This is a genomic window from Anaerococcus kampingae (genome assembly GCF_046365475.1).
GTDB classification, from domain to species: domain Bacteria; phylum Bacillota; class Clostridia; order Tissierellales; family Peptoniphilaceae; genus Anaerococcus; species Anaerococcus kampingae.
The window spans coordinates 1-15,244 of sequence record NZ_JBGMEF010000031.1 but is presented as its reverse complement, the minus strand read 5'-3'; the positions used below and the strand labels follow the sequence as shown (position 1 = coordinate 15,244).

20 protein-coding genes are annotated in these 15,244 nt (G+C 34.8%); 6 read left to right on the top strand and 14 right to left on the bottom strand.

All coding sequences use genetic code 11. The annotated features are described in order from the left end of the window. Nucleotides 1–247 precede the first annotated feature (247 nt). From ACCQ42_RS08000 to ACCQ42_RS07980, 5 genes are read left to right on the top strand one after another with little or no spacing between them, the layout of a single operon-like run. The gene (locus ACCQ42_RS08000) at nt 248–1,051 is read left to right on the top strand and encodes a class I SAM-dependent methyltransferase (protein WP_410035865.1); all 804 of its coding nucleotides are present in this window, start codon (nt 248–250) and stop codon (nt 1,049–1,051) included. Further along, nucleotides 1,048–1,206, top strand: coding sequence for a hypothetical protein (locus ACCQ42_RS07995; RefSeq protein WP_234025885.1), 159 nt, complete (start codon nt 1,048–1,050; stop codon nt 1,204–1,206). Before ACCQ42_RS08000 ends, ACCQ42_RS07995 begins: the two co-directional genes overlap by 4 nt. 35 nt (nt 1,207–1,241) lie before the next feature. Beyond that, nucleotides 1,242–1,514 carry a type II toxin-antitoxin system Phd/YefM family antitoxin gene (locus ACCQ42_RS07990; RefSeq protein ID WP_106461775.1) on the top strand — a complete coding sequence of 91 codons (273 nt, stop codon included), beginning with the start codon at nt 1,242–1,244 and terminating at the stop codon, nt 1,512–1,514. Beyond that, nucleotides 1,495–1,809 carry a type II toxin-antitoxin system RelE/ParE family toxin gene (locus ACCQ42_RS07985; RefSeq protein ID WP_106461773.1) on the top strand — a complete coding sequence of 105 codons (315 nt, stop codon included), beginning with the start codon at nt 1,495–1,497 and terminating at the stop codon, nt 1,807–1,809. Before ACCQ42_RS07990 ends, ACCQ42_RS07985 begins: the two co-directional genes overlap by 20 nt. 46 nt (nt 1,810–1,855) lie before the next feature. Continuing rightward, a complete protein-coding gene (locus ACCQ42_RS07980) occupies nt 1,856–2,365 on the top strand; it encodes a GNAT family N-acetyltransferase (RefSeq protein ID WP_106461771.1) in 510 nt (169 codons plus the stop codon). A gap of 80 nt (nt 2,366–2,445) precedes the next feature. On the opposite strand, the gene ACCQ42_RS07975 is transcribed toward ACCQ42_RS07980, so the two are convergent. The 6 genes from ACCQ42_RS07975 to ACCQ42_RS07950 all read right to left on the bottom strand — a co-directional run bounded on the left by ACCQ42_RS07975 (nt 2,446) and on the right by ACCQ42_RS07950 (nt 8,351). Then, nucleotides 2,446–3,591 carry a mannitol-1-phosphate 5-dehydrogenase gene (locus tag ACCQ42_RS07975; RefSeq protein ID WP_106461769.1) on the bottom strand — a complete coding sequence of 382 codons (1,146 nt, stop codon included), beginning with the start codon at nt 3,589–3,591 and terminating at the stop codon, nt 2,446–2,448. Nucleotide 3,592: 1 nt separating this feature from the next. Further along, nucleotides 3,593–4,015 carry a PTS sugar transporter subunit IIA gene (locus tag ACCQ42_RS07970; RefSeq protein WP_106461767.1) on the bottom strand — a complete coding sequence of 141 codons (423 nt, stop codon included), beginning with the start codon at nt 4,013–4,015 and terminating at the stop codon, nt 3,593–3,595. Between the two features lies 1 nt (nt 4,016). Continuing rightward, nucleotides 4,017–6,149 carry a BglG family transcription antiterminator gene (locus ACCQ42_RS07965; protein ID WP_106461765.1) on the bottom strand — a complete coding sequence of 711 codons (2,133 nt, stop codon included), beginning with the start codon at nt 6,147–6,149 and terminating at the stop codon, nt 4,017–4,019. 22 nt (nt 6,150–6,171) lie between these two features. Further along, a complete protein-coding gene (locus ACCQ42_RS07960; RefSeq protein ID WP_106461763.1) occupies nt 6,172–7,584 on the bottom strand; it encodes a PTS mannitol transporter subunit IICB in 1,413 nt (470 codons plus the stop codon). A 150-nt stretch (nt 7,585–7,734) separates the two neighbouring features. Beyond that, a complete protein-coding gene (locus tag ACCQ42_RS07955; protein WP_158698411.1) occupies nt 7,735–8,061 on the bottom strand; it encodes a hypothetical protein in 327 nt (108 codons plus the stop codon). A gap of 5 nt (nt 8,062–8,066) precedes the next feature. Continuing rightward, entirely contained in the window at nt 8,067–8,351 is a 285-nt protein-coding gene (locus ACCQ42_RS07950; protein ID WP_234025884.1) for a DUF2089 family protein, read from the bottom strand. Between the two features lie 147 nt (nt 8,352–8,498). On the opposite strand from ACCQ42_RS07950, the gene gloA reads away from it, so the two are divergent. After that, nucleotides 8,499–8,879 (top strand): lactoylglutathione lyase, encoded by a 381-nt coding sequence (gloA, locus tag ACCQ42_RS07945; protein ID WP_106461757.1) that lies wholly within the window; start codon nt 8,499–8,501, stop codon nt 8,877–8,879. Between the two features lie 44 nt (nt 8,880–8,923). Here gloA and ACCQ42_RS07940 read toward each other — a convergent pair whose 3' ends face one another. The 8 genes from ACCQ42_RS07940 to ACCQ42_RS07905 form a co-directional block, all read right to left on the bottom strand. After that, a complete protein-coding gene (locus ACCQ42_RS07940) occupies nt 8,924–10,297 on the bottom strand; it encodes an alanine/glycine:cation symporter family protein (RefSeq protein WP_106461755.1) in 1,374 nt (457 codons plus the stop codon). A gap of 10 nt (nt 10,298–10,307) precedes the next feature. Continuing rightward, the gene (locus tag ACCQ42_RS07935; RefSeq protein ID WP_410035886.1) at nt 10,308–10,835 is read right to left on the bottom strand and encodes a 2-hydroxyacid dehydrogenase; all 528 of its coding nucleotides are present in this window, start codon (nt 10,833–10,835) and stop codon (nt 10,308–10,310) included. Then, nucleotides 10,835–11,269: a Rossmann-fold NAD(P)-binding domain-containing protein gene (locus tag ACCQ42_RS07930; protein ID WP_410035864.1), complete on the bottom strand. Its 435-nt coding sequence runs from the start codon at nt 11,267–11,269 to the stop codon at nt 10,835–10,837. The genes ACCQ42_RS07935 and ACCQ42_RS07930 overlap by 1 nt, the downstream gene beginning before the upstream one ends. After that, a complete protein-coding gene (locus ACCQ42_RS07925; RefSeq protein ID WP_410035863.1) occupies nt 11,247–12,086 on the bottom strand; it encodes a PHP domain-containing protein in 840 nt (279 codons plus the stop codon). Before ACCQ42_RS07925 ends, ACCQ42_RS07930 begins: the two co-directional genes overlap by 23 nt. A 64-nt stretch (nt 12,087–12,150) precedes the next feature. Further along, on the bottom strand, nt 12,151–12,390 hold the full coding sequence (locus tag ACCQ42_RS07920; RefSeq protein ID WP_106461749.1) for a Veg family protein: 240 nt from the start codon (nt 12,388–12,390) through the stop codon (nt 12,151–12,153). A 147-nt stretch (nt 12,391–12,537) separates the two neighbouring features. Further along, complete coding sequence (locus ACCQ42_RS07915; protein ID WP_106461747.1) at nt 12,538–13,920, bottom strand: aminopeptidase; 1,383 nt, start codon at nt 13,918–13,920, stop codon at nt 12,538–12,540. Between the two features lie 143 nt (nt 13,921–14,063). Further along, on the bottom strand, nt 14,064–14,606 hold the full coding sequence (locus tag ACCQ42_RS07910) for a hypothetical protein (protein WP_106461745.1): 543 nt from the start codon (nt 14,604–14,606) through the stop codon (nt 14,064–14,066). Between the two features lie 69 nt (nt 14,607–14,675). Further along, entirely contained in the window at nt 14,676–15,050 is a 375-nt protein-coding gene (locus ACCQ42_RS07905; RefSeq protein ID WP_410035862.1) for a hypothetical protein, read from the bottom strand. Nucleotides 15,051–15,244 lie beyond the last annotated feature (194 nt).

Below are 15,244 nucleotides of genomic sequence, written 5' to 3'. Positions count from 1 at the left end.
TTTTTGAAATTTGGAAAGAAAAAAGAAATAAGGAATGAAAAAAGAGGAGTTGCCGCTCCTCTTTTTTCGATGCCCTCATGGGAACAAAATATTTAACTTTGTTTCACAAAGTTTGAAAGCTTTGCGGCTTTTTTGATGGATAAGAGGTAGCTTCTCTTAAAATTATTATATAATAATTCCGCCATTTTTTCAAGTTCAACCACTTCATATTCAATTTCGGAGTATAGTCATATAAATGGAGGATTTCATGGATATGGAAAAAATTTTAAAAATCGATAATGATTTAGAAAGAAACGAAGAGCTTTATAAACTTTTTGACGAAGAAGCTCGACTTAAGTCGAGAACTGGCCTGGTTGAGAAAATTATTACCCAAAGGGAGATTAATAAATTAATTAATATAGATTCCAAAGTCCTTGATATCGGGGCTGGTACAGGTGTTTATACAATCCCCCTTGCCCATAAGGTTAAAGAAGTCATTGCCTTTGAGCCAGCTAGCTCAAATTTTAAGGCCTTAGAGGCGAAGGCTAAGGATTTCTCAAATATAAGGGCCTATAATAAGTCATCTTTTGACCTTAAAGACTTGGAAGATAATTATTTTGACCTAGTCCTAATCTTTGGTCCTATGTACCATCTCTCTAATGAAAAAGACAGGAAGGATGTCCTAAAAGAAGCCAAAAGAATCTGCAAGGATACTGGTCATATCTTAATTTCCTTTATAAACCACGATATGGTTTTAATTAGTGAAACTATAAACTTCAATACAGATATTTTTTCAGGACCTAGCTATGATAGTGAAAAACAAAGGTTAATTGATAGGCCCTTTGTATTTTTTAAGGTCAATGAAGCTAAAAAAATGATTGAAGAAGCGGATATAAAAATAAAAGAAATAATAGCAAGCGATGGTTATGCAGAAGTTTTGAGTAATAAGCTTGAGGAAATGACTGAAGAATCCTTTAAAAATTACCTAGATTGGCACCTAAGCCACTGCAAGGACCCAGAAAGTCTCGGTGCTACTAACCACCTACTTTTTGTATGCGAAAATAAAAAATGAAAAATATCAACTTATACATCCCAAAAGAAAGGGAATTAGACTTTGCCAAAAATCTCCTAAAAGATCCTGCCACCATAGCCTACAAGATTGGTGTAGCTCACTTCATTTATTTTTCAATAAAATTTTCATTGAATAGAGATATAATAATGATATAATAATGATATAATAATGATATAAAGGAGGCTTTTTTATGATAAACATTCGACCAGTAACAGATTTGAGGAATAAATTTCCTGAGATAGAAGAGACTGTTATAAATTCAAATTCACCAGTTTTTTTAACAAAAAATGGTTATGGAACAATGGTTCTAATGAGTATAGACCAATATTCTGCTCTTACAAATGAGATTGAAGTTAAACTTGACGAGGCTGACAAGCAAGCCGCTATTTCTAGCAAGCGCCTAAATAAAGATGAAGTTTTTTCTAAAGTCCGAGAAAGTATAAATGCAGAAGAAAACTTATAAACTAAGCTTCTTGCCACTTTTCCAAGAAGATCTATTAGCAATCACTAGCTATATTTCTTCAAACTTACAAAATCCAGCTTCTACTTATAGACTGGTTGATGAAATTGAAAATGCTATCGATAAAAGGCTAGAAACCCCATTGATTTTCGCTCCCTTCAATTCCAAAAAACATAGAGTTTATCCTTATTACAGGATTTATGTTAAGAATTATACTATTTTCTATGTAGTTATAGGAGACATTATGGAAGTCAGGAGGATTCTTTACTCGAAACGTGATTTTGAGAGTATACTATAATTCATTTTATAATATATAATCTTAATAAGCTGGTAAATTATAAATAATGAAAAATATTAAATTATATCAACCAAAAGAAAAGGAATTAGACTTTGCGAAAAATCTCCTAAAAGATTCTAAAACCATGGCCTACAACAAGGGCTATAATTTGGATTTTCCTGGCTATGATAAGGAAACTGGCACTATTACTCATGACCAGGCTTATTGGGAAAAATGGTATGACCTTTATTTTACTAATCCTGGCGAATATTTTTACGCCTATATTTATGACCAAGATTTAAAGGTCTTTGTAGGTGATGTGAATTTTCATCCTTCAAAACTTAACCCTTATACAAGGGATATAGGAATTGTGATTGAGGACGAATTTAGGGGCCAGGGCTACGGAAAAATTGGTCTTAGGCTTCTAATCAAAAAAGCTTTTTCCTTTGATTCTATAAGGGCTCTTGCCAATAATTTTGAAAAAGAACGTGCTATTGCCTTGAAAATCCACCAGGATTTGGGGTTTAAAATTATAGACGATAAGGAAAATGTACTTAAGCTTATTTTAGAAAAATAAAATTTCCAAAGAAAAACCAGCTTGATAAGCTTCAAAAAGCTCTTCAAGCTGGTTTTCTTTGTTATTAGATTTTGAAAAAACTATTTATTTAGTTTCTCATAGATTTCTTTAATTTTTTCTATTATTTTCTCATCTTTTATTTCAGTTATTTTTTCTACTGTTTTTTCTAGGCCAAGATTCTCTATGTCTTTTTCAAGCTCTACTGCTTGGCCATCTTCATTATTTCTAAAGTTTAGGGCTGCAGCTAGGCCTACTAAAAGATTATCTACTGGAAGCTTGTATTCTAGAGCAGTATTGATTGGTTTTACAAATCTTTCATTAACTGATAGCTTTCTTATTGGCTCCCTGCCTACTCTTTTTACATCGTCCTTTAGGTAAGGATTTTTAAATCTCTTGATGATTTTTTCTATATAGGCAAAATGGTCTTCCTTATTGAAGCCAAATTTTGCTATTAGGGCCTCGCCTGATTCTTGCATGATTTTTCTTACTTGGTCTTCTATTTCAGGATCATTTATAGATTCGTCGATTGTTCCATAAGCTTTTAGGCTTCCTAAATAAGCTGTAGAGGCATGGCCTGTGTTTAGGGTGAAGAGTTTTCTTTCGATATAGGCTTCAAGATTTCCTACGAGGTTCATTCCTTCAATTTGAGGAATTTCTCCCTTAAAGCCAGCTTCTTCTACATTCCATTCATAGTAATTTTCAACTGTTACATCTAGTGGATTTTCATTTTTAGATGGTGGTACTATCCTGTCTACTGAACAGTTTGGAAAGCCTACATACTTGTCAGCGTAGGCTTTGGCCTCATCATCAAGCTTTTCATAAACATAGCCCTTTAGGGATTCACTTGCCTTTATGGCATTTTCACAAGCTATGATATTTAAATACTTATCAGAATCTGCTTCAAATCTTTTTTCTATTCCACTTGCGATTTTTCCTGCAATTTTAACTAGGTTTAGAGGTCCAACTGCAGTTGTAATTATAGCTGCATCGGCTATTTCATCTACAATTTCATCTCTTGTTGAGTTTACAGCTGATATACCTTCTACTTTTATATCTTCATTTTCTACATCTTTTACATGGATTGTGTAGGCCTTTTCTTTGTTTATTAGGTCTATTACATTATCAAATACGTCTGCGAAAACTAGGTCGTAACCTGCATTTTTTAGGAGGTAGCCGATAAAGCCCCTACCTATATTTCCTGCTCCAAATTGTATTGCTTTTGTCATTTTACTCTCCAAATTCATCTAAAAAGTCTTGTTTATTTGTTGTATTTTTAAGTTTTTCTGTTAGCTCTTCGCTGATTTTAATTGCTACACTTGATAATACTTCTAGGTGCTCATCACCTTTTCCAGCTATACCTATTACAAGATAAGCTTTTTCTCCATCAAAATCTACTCCATTAGGATATTGAAGGAAAACTAGGCCAGACTTGTGGATGGTTTTTTTAGCTTCGTTTATACCGTGAGGAATGGCTATACCAAGGCCCATGTAGGTTGTTGCTAGCTTTTCTCTTTCAAGCATATAGTCTATATATTCCTTATCTACACAACCAAGTTGTACTAGTTCTTCACCTGCTCTTATGATGGCTTCTTCCTTGCTAACGCTGTCTAAATTTAAAAATATATTTTTTTCTTCTAATTTGATATTCATCTTATTCTCCTTCTTTTTCTATATTTTCCCTAATTATATTATATATTATTTCTCTTAGGTTACGGTCAATTTTATTTTGATTTAGAGTCCTAAGAGCCCTTAAAAAAGCATCATCACTTACAATTTTTTCACTGATTTCTGAGAAAAATTTTATTATCTCATCTTTTTCGTCAAGGCTTGATATCATTACAATTACAATATCATGACTATCTTCAATCTTTCCAAAACCTAGCTTTGGTCTATTTATCTCACATTTTGCATGGATCAAATAAAGATTAAATTCCTCATAATAGGTCGGATTTAACTTATTTCTTTCAACTATGGCTTCAAAAATCGTCTCTCCTTCTAGCCTATCATCCGAAACTAATTTTGAAGCTTTTTTATAAGGGTCATCTTTCTTTTCAAGATAAAAATACTTGGTATTTTCGTAAAGATTGTTGAGATTAGTTGAAATTTCGAAAATTTTTTGCCCCAAATCTATTTTGGATTCTCCTATCTCTTTCGAAGAAATTTCACTAAATGACTTTTTCACACTTCCACCATTATAGTATTTTTTTCTTGAAATCTCCCTTAACTTGGTGGTAAGTTTCAAATAATCATCTTCATCTGCTAAGGCAGGCATTTCTATATAGGCAAAATCGCTAATATCACCTTCTTCCATAAGGCTATTAATTTTAACGGTTGATACTATTAAATCTACATCATTTTCCTCTAAAAATTCTCTATTCAGATTCATTATAGAAGCATTATTTACTATATTGGCATTCGAGAATCGGTTTTTAATTTTAGTCGCAAGTAACCTTGATGTACCATAACCAGTAGGGCAAACTGTAAGGATATTAACCCCTACATTTTGGCTTATCTTTGATTCTATAGCTGTTATAAAGTGAATAGCTATATAACCAATTTCATCATCAGGTATTTGCGTATGGCTAGGTAATTTTCCCTCATCTCTGATGATGTCCGGACCAATTTCCTTAAGACTTTCATAGATTTGTCCATACTTATCTCTTATTTCATCCAGAATAGGATTTTTAATAGCAAGCCTGTATTTTAGCCTAGTTAAGGCTGGCATTATATGTGCCCTAAGATCACTTTCAAGCCTCAGGTCATCTTTAAGGTTGAGCCTGTAAAGCTTATCCATCTTTTCAATGAGTTTTTTTGTAATATTAAGGGACTGGCTAGCTTCATTTATATCAAAATTTTCGTTTTTGTCATCGGTTATTTTTGTGCCCTTAATATGCATGGCCACAAAATATATTTCGATATCAGGAATTTCTATATTAAATTCTTCTTCCAAGTCCCCTATGATTTCTTTGGCAAGTTCATAATCCTGGCTTGACTTAAGATTTTCAACCAAATCTTCGTTGAAATCTATTTTTTTATCCTGCCTAAGTCTCTCAATAGATAAAGAGATATGAACTAAAAGGCTAAAATAAGAGTTGTCCGAAATGCTAATTTTTAGCCTAGCAAAGGTCTTATCCAGTGATTTTTTGGTCCTATTTATGATATCTAGATCTATCATTGATAAGATATCATTTTCCCTTATGAGAGTTACCTTGACATCATCATAAATATCCCTCAATATTTCTATTTTCTTATCATCATCTAGCATATCATTGATAAGCTTGGCCTGGGCCTTCCTGATGGCCTTTTCCCTGCCTTCAATACTTACTCCCACTCCTCGCTTTCTGATAAGCTTTATGTCGTAAACTGACAACCATTTTTCAATTATGTCTAAGTCCTCTACCAAGGTTTTTTCAGATATTTTTAAATATAGGGTAAAAACAAAATACTTTATTGCTTGCTTGCTAGTTAAGAGTCTTGAGAGAATAAAATTTACCCTTTCAACCCTCTCATACTGCTTGGATGAATCCACCATTTCTAAAAGCTCATAAAGATAAGCAATTGATTCCCTAGATTCATTTAATATAAGACCTTGACCTGGTTTTTTGGTTAGAGAGAAGTCATTTTCATATAAAAAATCTTCAATAAGAGGCAAATCCCTTTGGACAGTCCTTGTAGATACACCAATTTTCTTAGCTATATCATTTACTGTTATATAGTCATCCTTATTATCTCCAATTATATGGATGATATTTTTTTGTCTTTGAGATAAATTATATGCCTTCAATGACCTCCCTCCCTTCTATTTATTATTTTGTAAATCTTTCGATTAATTGATTGATACCTGGATCTGCTAAGAAGTTTTTGATTGGAATTATTTCATATCCCTTAGTCTTGTCTACTCTTTCAACTAAGTTTTCATTTGTAACTATTATATCAGCCCCTTCTGGTATTTCTGAAACTGGTGCGTGAGTTACTTCAACATCATATGGTGAATCTTTGATTGCATTTCTAAATCTTGATGCACCCATAGCTGATGAGCCCATTCCCGCATCACAGGCAAAAACTACCTTATGAACATCTTTGGCTGCCTTTACTGTATTTGTAGTTGATGCTTCTTTCTTAACTTCGCCCTTTGATTCTGCCTTAGAACTTGCAAGATCTGATTTTGCCTTTTCAAAATCAACTGTGCCTCCCTTAGCAAAGGCTCTCTTTACAAAAATAGAGGCTATTAAAAATGATACTACTGCCGCTATTATAACAGAAATCATAATCTTAATATGGTCTCCAGGCGCTGCCAAAGACATTATTGCTATGATTGATCCAGGGGAGGCTGCTGATCTTAGACCAGTATTTAAAAGAAGATTTGTTAAAACTCCTGAAAAACCACCCGCTATTACAGCTAGTAATAGGTATGGATTCATTAGTACATATGGGAAATATATTTCGTGGATACCACCTAGGAAGTGGATTATCATAGCACTTGCTGATGAATTCTTTGAGTCACCCTTACCAAAGAAGAAATAGGCTAAAAGTATACCTAGACCTGGTCCTGGGTTAGCTTCTATTAGGTACATTATAGATTTACCCATTTCTGATACTTGGTTAGCACCAATTGGAGTAAATATTCCGTGATTGATGGCATTGTTTAAGAATAAAATCTTAGCCGGTTCAACAAAGATTGATACTAATGGAAGAAGTTTTTTGCTAATTAAAAAATCAACTCCACCTTCTAAAACAGCTGTTAAGCCTGCTAAAAGTGGTCCAATTCCGTAGTAACCAAGGATTGCTAGAAGCATTCCGATGATACCTATAGAAAAGTTATTGACCAGCATTTCAAATCCTGCTGGGATTTTTCCTTCAACACCCTTATCAAACTTCTTGATAACCCATCCTGCAAAAGGTCCCATGACCATAGCACCCATTAGCATTGGTATTTCAGCTCCTGCTATAACACCGGCTGTAGCGATAGCTCCTATTACTGCCCCTCTTTCACCGCCAACTAATTTACCACCTGAATAAGCTATTAGGGTTGGTAAGAGATATTTTAATAAAACATCTACCATTGCGGCAAGCTTTTCATTTGGTAAGTAACCTTTAGGTATGAAAAGAGCTGTGATAAATCCCCATGCAATAAACATACCAATATTTGGCATTACCATTGCGCTTAGGAACCTTCCAAAACGCTGCACACTATTTTTAATGTTAGTATTTCTGTCCATAATTTCCTCCTTTTTCATTTAGACAAATAAACTTCTTAATCTTATTATAGCTCTTTTCTATAGGCCTGTGCAAGCGTTACTAAGCGTAGTTTTGTCACCATCGTTGGTGACAAAATGTAAAATTAAAAAACCAGGGATTATCCCTGGCTGTCACATATCCATTATCTCCATCTTGTCTAGTTCATCTTTTTGTTTTTTCTTATTTTTGTAGTAAATATAAACCAAATACTGAATCATCGTTGGTATATTTGCTATAATAAGACCTATAATGAAGCCTGGTATGGTGACCTGATTTTCCCCATAGGCATCAAAAGTTACTTGTCCTATATACCAGGCAAGTGTACTTAGAAAAGATAAGATTGGTATTATTAACCCCCATCTTCCCTTGGTATTTTTACAAATTATGATTTGAATTATAAGTGGAATTAAAAAAGTATATATCCCTAAGCCTAAAAATAATCCTAATAATTTTTTCATTTCTCTCATCCTTCCCTTTTGTATTCTTCAATCAAAATCTTGGCAGCATCTAGGGTGATTTTTCCGTCTATGGCCATTGATTTAATTAGGCTTACATAGGACTTATCTTCCTTGTCTAATAGTTTTATTTTTTCAATCAGCCTATCAAGCCTAAGCCTGACTGTCGGATAGGATACGCCGTAGATTTTTGCCATTTCCTTTAAGGATCCCGATTCTAGGATAAATCTCTTGATAAAGTCGATTTCGCTATCATCGAGATTTTCTATCCATTCTCTCTTATCATTTCCCATGGCATCCTCCTTTGTTACTACCATTATAAACCTAAATAATATTAAAGTCAAATTTAATTTTATTAAATATAATCGAAAAACTTACTTTAATATTATTTTAATGTGTAAGATTCCCCTTTTAGGTTATATATAAAATAAGGAGGATTTATGAAATTTTTACACACAATGATTAGAGTCAAGGACCTTGATAAGTCCTTTAAGTTTTATACTGAAGAATTAGGATTTAGAGAATCAAGAAGAAAGGAATTTCCTGAAAAGAAATTTGATTTAGTTTATCTAATTCTCCCTGATTCACCAGAATTTGAATTAGAATTAACCTACAATTACGACCAGGAAGAGCCTTACGACCTAGGTACTGGCTATGGTCACATAGCTATTTCCCACCCAGACATTATCTCTCTAAGGGAAGATTTTGTGGCTAAAGGCTATGAAGTGACAGAAATTAAAGGCCTTAGGCCAGATTCTAATAAATATTTCTTCGTAGAAGACCCAGATGGTTACAGGATAGAGATTATCCAAGAAAGATAAAAAATCCGGATTTGATCTTTTGATCTCATCCGGATTTTTAAATTCTATAATTTATATTCTTCTTCTCTTTTCCAAAGAGGGTCTTCTATGCCTTGGCTTTTTTGTCTTTCATAATCATCCATTACTTCTTTTACCTTCTTAAAGAGCAGGAATAAGCTGATTACATTGATAAATACGATTATCCCAACAAAGACATCTATTATTCCCCAGACCACATGAAGGTCTAGTTTGGTTGAAATTATAAACATGGCAAAGGCTGTTAACCTATAAATCCAAAGTGGGATTTTTGCTTTTTCTTTAAATATTAGAAGGACATTGGTTTCACCATAGAATAAGTCTGCTATTAGGGTTGTAAAACCAAACATTAGCATAGCAAAGAATATCATCCAACGACCAAGGTTGCCAAGTTGTGATTGGAAAGCATCTTGGACTAGGACTATACCATCGTTACCATTTCCTAATACTCCTGTAAGCATGATGGCAAAGGCTGTAAGGGTACATATTATGATTGTTGTAACAAAGGTCCCAAACATGCCCAAAAATCCTTGCTCTGCCGGATGTTTAACATCTGCTGAAGCATGCATGATACCTGCTATACCATTACCAGCATCGTTTGAAAATAAGCCTCTTGCAACCCCATACCTAAAGGTGGTCATTACTGTATAACCACCAAGGCCAGCGAAGGCTTGTTTAAGGCCAAAGGCCCCTTTAAAGATATCTGAAAACATGGCTGGGACCTTAGTAATATTTGTAAGCAGGATAAATAAAACTGCAAGTATGTATAAACCCGCCATAACTGGAACTATCTTGCTTGAAATATCTGTAAGCCTTTTAACCCCACCGATTGTAACTATGGCAGCAATTATCGTAATCACTACCCCTATGTAAATTGGATTAATATTAGATACGCCTGTAAGGGCTTGAGCTATGGAGTTTGTCTGCATGAAGGCTATGCAAAGGCCTACACCAATTATGTAAAAAATAGCAGTTATGACTGACATTATTCTAGATTTTAGACCAAATCTCACATAGTAGGCAGGACCGCCCCTGTAGGTTCCATCTTCTAATTTTACCCTATAAATTTGTCCTAGTACTGTTTCAGCAAAGGTTATAATCATACCAAGTAGAGCTGTAATCCACATCCAAAATATAGCCCCAGGACCTCCAGCTACAAGGGCTGTTGCAACTCCTACAAGGGATCCTGTCCCAACCTGACCACCTACAGCTGTTGCAAGGGCTGCAAAACCAGATACATTTGAATCTGATTTCAGATTTTTCTTAATGACATGGAAGATATCCTTTGCATAGCGAAATTGGGGAAAGCCAAGCCTTATTGAATAATAAAGGCCCACCCCCAAAAGGACATAGCCAATTACATTGGCCCACATAAAGTTTGCAATATCAATAAATATATTCATAATTCTCCTCTCAATTTACTACATTTTTCGCTTTACCTGCTTGAAAGGCCCTGATATTATCTATGGCAATTTCTAGAAGCCTCTGACGAGTTTCAACCGGTCCCCAGGCCATGTTTGGGGTTATGATTATATTATCATAAGCAAGCATTGGGTTATCGTCATTAATTGGCTCAGTTTTATTGACATCAAGGGCTGCCCCATAAATCTTGCCTGAATCTAAGCCTGCCATTAGGGCATCCTCATCAATTAGGCCGCCCCTTGCTGTATTTATGATAATAACACCATCTTTCATCTTAGAAATTGAATCTTCGTTGATAATATCTTTTGTCTGATCATTTAAAGGTAGGTGAAGGTCTATTATATCGGATTTCTCAAATATTTCATCCTTAGTCACATATTTTACGAAAGCCTTTGCCTCTTCATTCTCGCTCCTATTGTAGGCAATAACTTCCATTCCCATGGCCTTATATATTTTGGCAGCTGCAAGTCCAATCTTACCAAGTCCCATAATACCAATGGTTTTGCCAACTAGTTCTATTAATGGAAAATCTCCAAAATACCAGAAGCCTTCCTTTTTCCAGCGACCCTTTCTAACTTCCCATCATGGTGACCTACCCTTGTTGTTAGCTCAAGAAGGAGAGCAAGGCCAAACTGGGCCACAGCATCAGTTCCATAAGCTGGCACATTTGTAACGACAATCCCATTTTCCCTAGCGGCGTCTAGGTCAATGCTATCAAAACCTGTCGATAAGACCCCTATATATTTTAATTTTGGGAGCTTTTCCATAGCTTCTCTAGTTATTTTTGTATAGCAAATAAGGAGAATTTCAGCATTCTTGGCCCTTTTAATTATTTCTTCTATGTTGTTTGGGCATTCCTTATAAACTGTCACATTTCCAAGCTTCTTTAGGCTATCAAAGCTCATATCGCCTGGATTTAGGGGTTTAGAATCAAGAATTACAATATTTGTCATTAAAATCCTCTCTTAACTTATCAAATTCATAATGACTTAGACCATAATCTCCTAGTTCAAATCTTCCCAATCTATGAAAATCAGACCCTCCTGACATGATGAAATCAAATTTTTCAGCAATTTCCCTTGCTCTTTCAAAATCATCGCCCTTCATCCTGGAGTGATTGATTTCAATTCCTCTTAGGCCAAAGCCTGCGTACTTTTCAATCTCATCCCAATTGTCATATTCTTGTGGATGGGCAAGAATTGATAGGCCAGAATCTTCATTTATGGCAGAAATGGCATCCTTTACTGGTATGTAGCCCATTTTCCTTGCTAAATCATTTGTAGTTTTTTCCTTAAAGATATCCTTAAAGCCAAGACCCTCCATCTTTTCTGGATACTTGGCCTTTAGGGCCCAAAATATATCTGACTTATAGATTATGGAATTTGGGGCAAATTTTTTGACAAAATCATAGTCAAGGTCAAATCCCTTTTTAGCAAGATCTGGCAAAAGCTCGATGTGACAGGCTTCTCTAAGCTTATTTGTATGATCATTAAGTTTTTTAATATTAGGCGTGGAATCTGGCAAGAAAAGACCTACTATGTGAACTTTTTTACCCACTTCATAGTCATAGGCTGATATTTCTATCCCCTTTATAGTTTCAAGACCGTAAGCCTTGCCAAGAGTCTTGATTTTGTCATAGTGGTCGCACCTGTCGTGGTCTGTTATGGCAATTTTTTTAAGGCCTGCCTCAGCCATCATTTTTATTACTTCTTCTATATCATAATCCCCATCTGAATAAGATGTGTGCATATGTAAGTCTGCGTATTTCATAGTTCCCTTTCTTTTTGGAAGAATTTTTTAATAAAAAAAGGAGCCGTTTTGCCAGCCCCTATTTTTATTTATTTGGAGTCAATTTTACTGTAGATGTGAGAATGTCAGAATAAGTGTATGACACTGTTCTTTCCACATCAAAGTCGTTGTTGACCTTTACTGTAAATACACTTGGAAATGCATCTACTATGACACCTGTCTTAGTTTTAACTCTCTTCCTGCCCATATCGGCCTTGAGAATTACTTCCTTACCTACCGAACTTTCAACTTCTTTTCTAATATCGTGAACTGATCTTTGTGCCATTTAATCATCCTTCCGTTTGATACTTATATAATTATACCCTAGAGGGACGTATTTGTCAAAAAATATATATTATACATCTGCTAAAAGTATTGTCAAATATTTTTCGCAAAGTTTTTATAGCTGATCAAATGGGTAGATATCAGTATTTTAGATATGTTTATAGAAGGCAAGATATGCTTTAAAAGTCTGATATAAATCTGCCTTTGAGATAACTTCTAAAGGAGCATGCATAGATACCACTGGTGTACCGCAATCGACTACACTCATGCCGTATTCTGCAAGGATATAGGCGATTGTTCCACCACCACCTTGGTCGATTTTACCAAGCTCACCTGTTTGCCAAATAGCAGCATCTTTTCCAAAGGCAGTCCTTACTTCAGCTAGATATTCGCTGTCAGCATCATTTGAGCCACCCTTGCCACGGCTGCCTGTATATTTAGTTAGGCAAACCCCATGGCCAAGCTTGGCTGTATTCATCTCTTCTGTAGCCTCTAAGAAATTTGCATCTTCTGCTAGGGTCACATCTGCTGAAAGCACCTTAGAATTTCTAAGTGCACGCTTTAAGCTAACAACATTTCCCTTGCCAAAGGCATTTAGGATTTCAAGGGTCATGTCTTCGAAAAATTGGCTGGTCATGCCTGTTGCACCAACAGATCCTATTTCTTCCTTATCTACAAATAGTCCAACTAGGGTCTTTTCTGGATTTTCTACTTCTAGAATTGCCTTAAGGGCTGCATAAGAGCATACCTTATCATCGTGGCCATAGGCCATAATCATTGACCTATCAAGGCCTACTTCACGAGCCTTTGTAGCAGGTATTACATTTAGCTCAGCTGTAAGGAAATCTTCCTCTTCTATTCCATATTTTTCATTTAAAATCTTAAGGACATTCTTCTTAATAGGATTTTCCTTCTCATCCTTAAGTGGAATTGAGCCAACCATGATATTAAGTTGCTCACCTGTTATAACTTCGCTGGCCTTTTTTTGGTTAAGGTCAGCTGAAAGGTGGATTAAAAGCTCAGAGATGAAAAATACTGGCTCATCGTCCCTTTCTCCTATTGAAATATCAACTTTTTTTCCATCCTTAGTAAAGGCTACACCCACAAGGCTAAGGGGAATATTTGTCCAGTGATATTTCTTAATACCCCCATAATAGTGGGTCTTAAGGTAAGCTGCATGGCTTTTTTCAAAAAGTGGAACTGGCTTAAGGTCAAGCCTTGGGCTATCTAGGTGGGCACCGACAATAGTCATACCCTTTTCTAAATCCTCCCTACCAATCACAAACATAGCCACAGCCTTATTTCTATTGATAACATAAGCCTTGGACCCAGCCTTAAGGTCACCACTTGCGATTAAATCATCAAGATTTCTAAAACCAGCTGCCTCAGCTCTTTTAACAATCTCCTTAACAGCCATTCTCTCAGTCTTAGACTTATCCATAAATTCTAGATAATCTTTAGACATAGCTTCTAACTTATCAAGGTCATCATCATCCATGGCAAGCCAAGCATTAGTTCTTTTATATTCCATATTTCCTCCCAATAAAAAGGAGACCTTGGTCTCCCGACTTTCTTTTTATATTATTATACTAGTTCATGAGAAAATTTACCTATTTTTTCAAATTCTTACAAACTAATAGGGGCTAAAATCCAGCCCCTTTGTAACAAAATTTTCTAATAAGTTACTAAAATTTTTAAGATATAATCCTCTTTCTTATCCTTAAATAACTTATCCATATCATCTACATTTGCCCACTTTAGTAAAATTTCTGAAGTTTCTCCTCTTACAACATTAAGCACAAATTTTTGTACAGCTGCAGATGGTCCTTCGACCATATTTTCGTTTTTAATTGGAAAATCAATCCTACTATATGAAGTCAAATTCATGTATTCTTTTTCATCAAGACTCCAATAGTTAATAAGAGGTCCTTGGGGAAGAGTAATCTCAACAAAGTCCCTATCCCCATCCATTTTAACTTCAATTTCAGATTCCATTTGTGATTGACCTACAAAATCTATAGGATAAGATTTGCCATTGATCATTACCAGATTGTTTTGCGGGTATCCCTTATCATCGACAGGAAATTCTATATCCTCTTTCTTTTCTGATACAGATTCTTTACCACAGCTTACTAGTAAAAACATGCCAGCAAGCAAAAATGCCCAAAGGAAAATTCCTAAAAGCTTCTTAAAACTCCAAGACTTAGAATAATTCATAAAATCCACCTTCCTTAATTTTTTAAGCAACAGTCTTAACAAGCAATTATCAACTATATTTAGAAGATCTTATCTAATATTAATTTTGGGAAAATCTGATGTTAAGACATCTACAACATTATCTACACCAATTATTACAAAGTGTATTATTTTATTATCCTTAATATGATCTACTTCTTTCTTTAACTTGCTAATATATTCTGAATCTTCAGCATAATAGAATGGGTAGTAATCTCCTTCTTTACCTATCCACCAGCTTGGCTTGTATAATTCCAAAGTGTTTGAATAGAGGTAGACTATGTCAGCAAATATCAAGTTGATTTTGATATGATTCTTTTCAGCTTCTAAGTTATTTTTTAGACCCTCACCGTCCCATTTTATTTGATCTATATGTATGAAATCTTCCCTATAATTTTCCACTTGAAATCGCTTAAAATTATCCATATAAATTCCTTCTAACTTGTTAAATATCCTTTATTTTTTTATACCCAAATAAAAAACATCAAATACCTCATAAAGATAATTTTATGCAAGGAAAAAGGAAAGTACAGATTGACCTGAACCCCAAAATCCGGAATACGGATGGAGGGGTTTTTGTATGCCAAAATATACAAAAGAATTTAAAATCAAACTAGTAA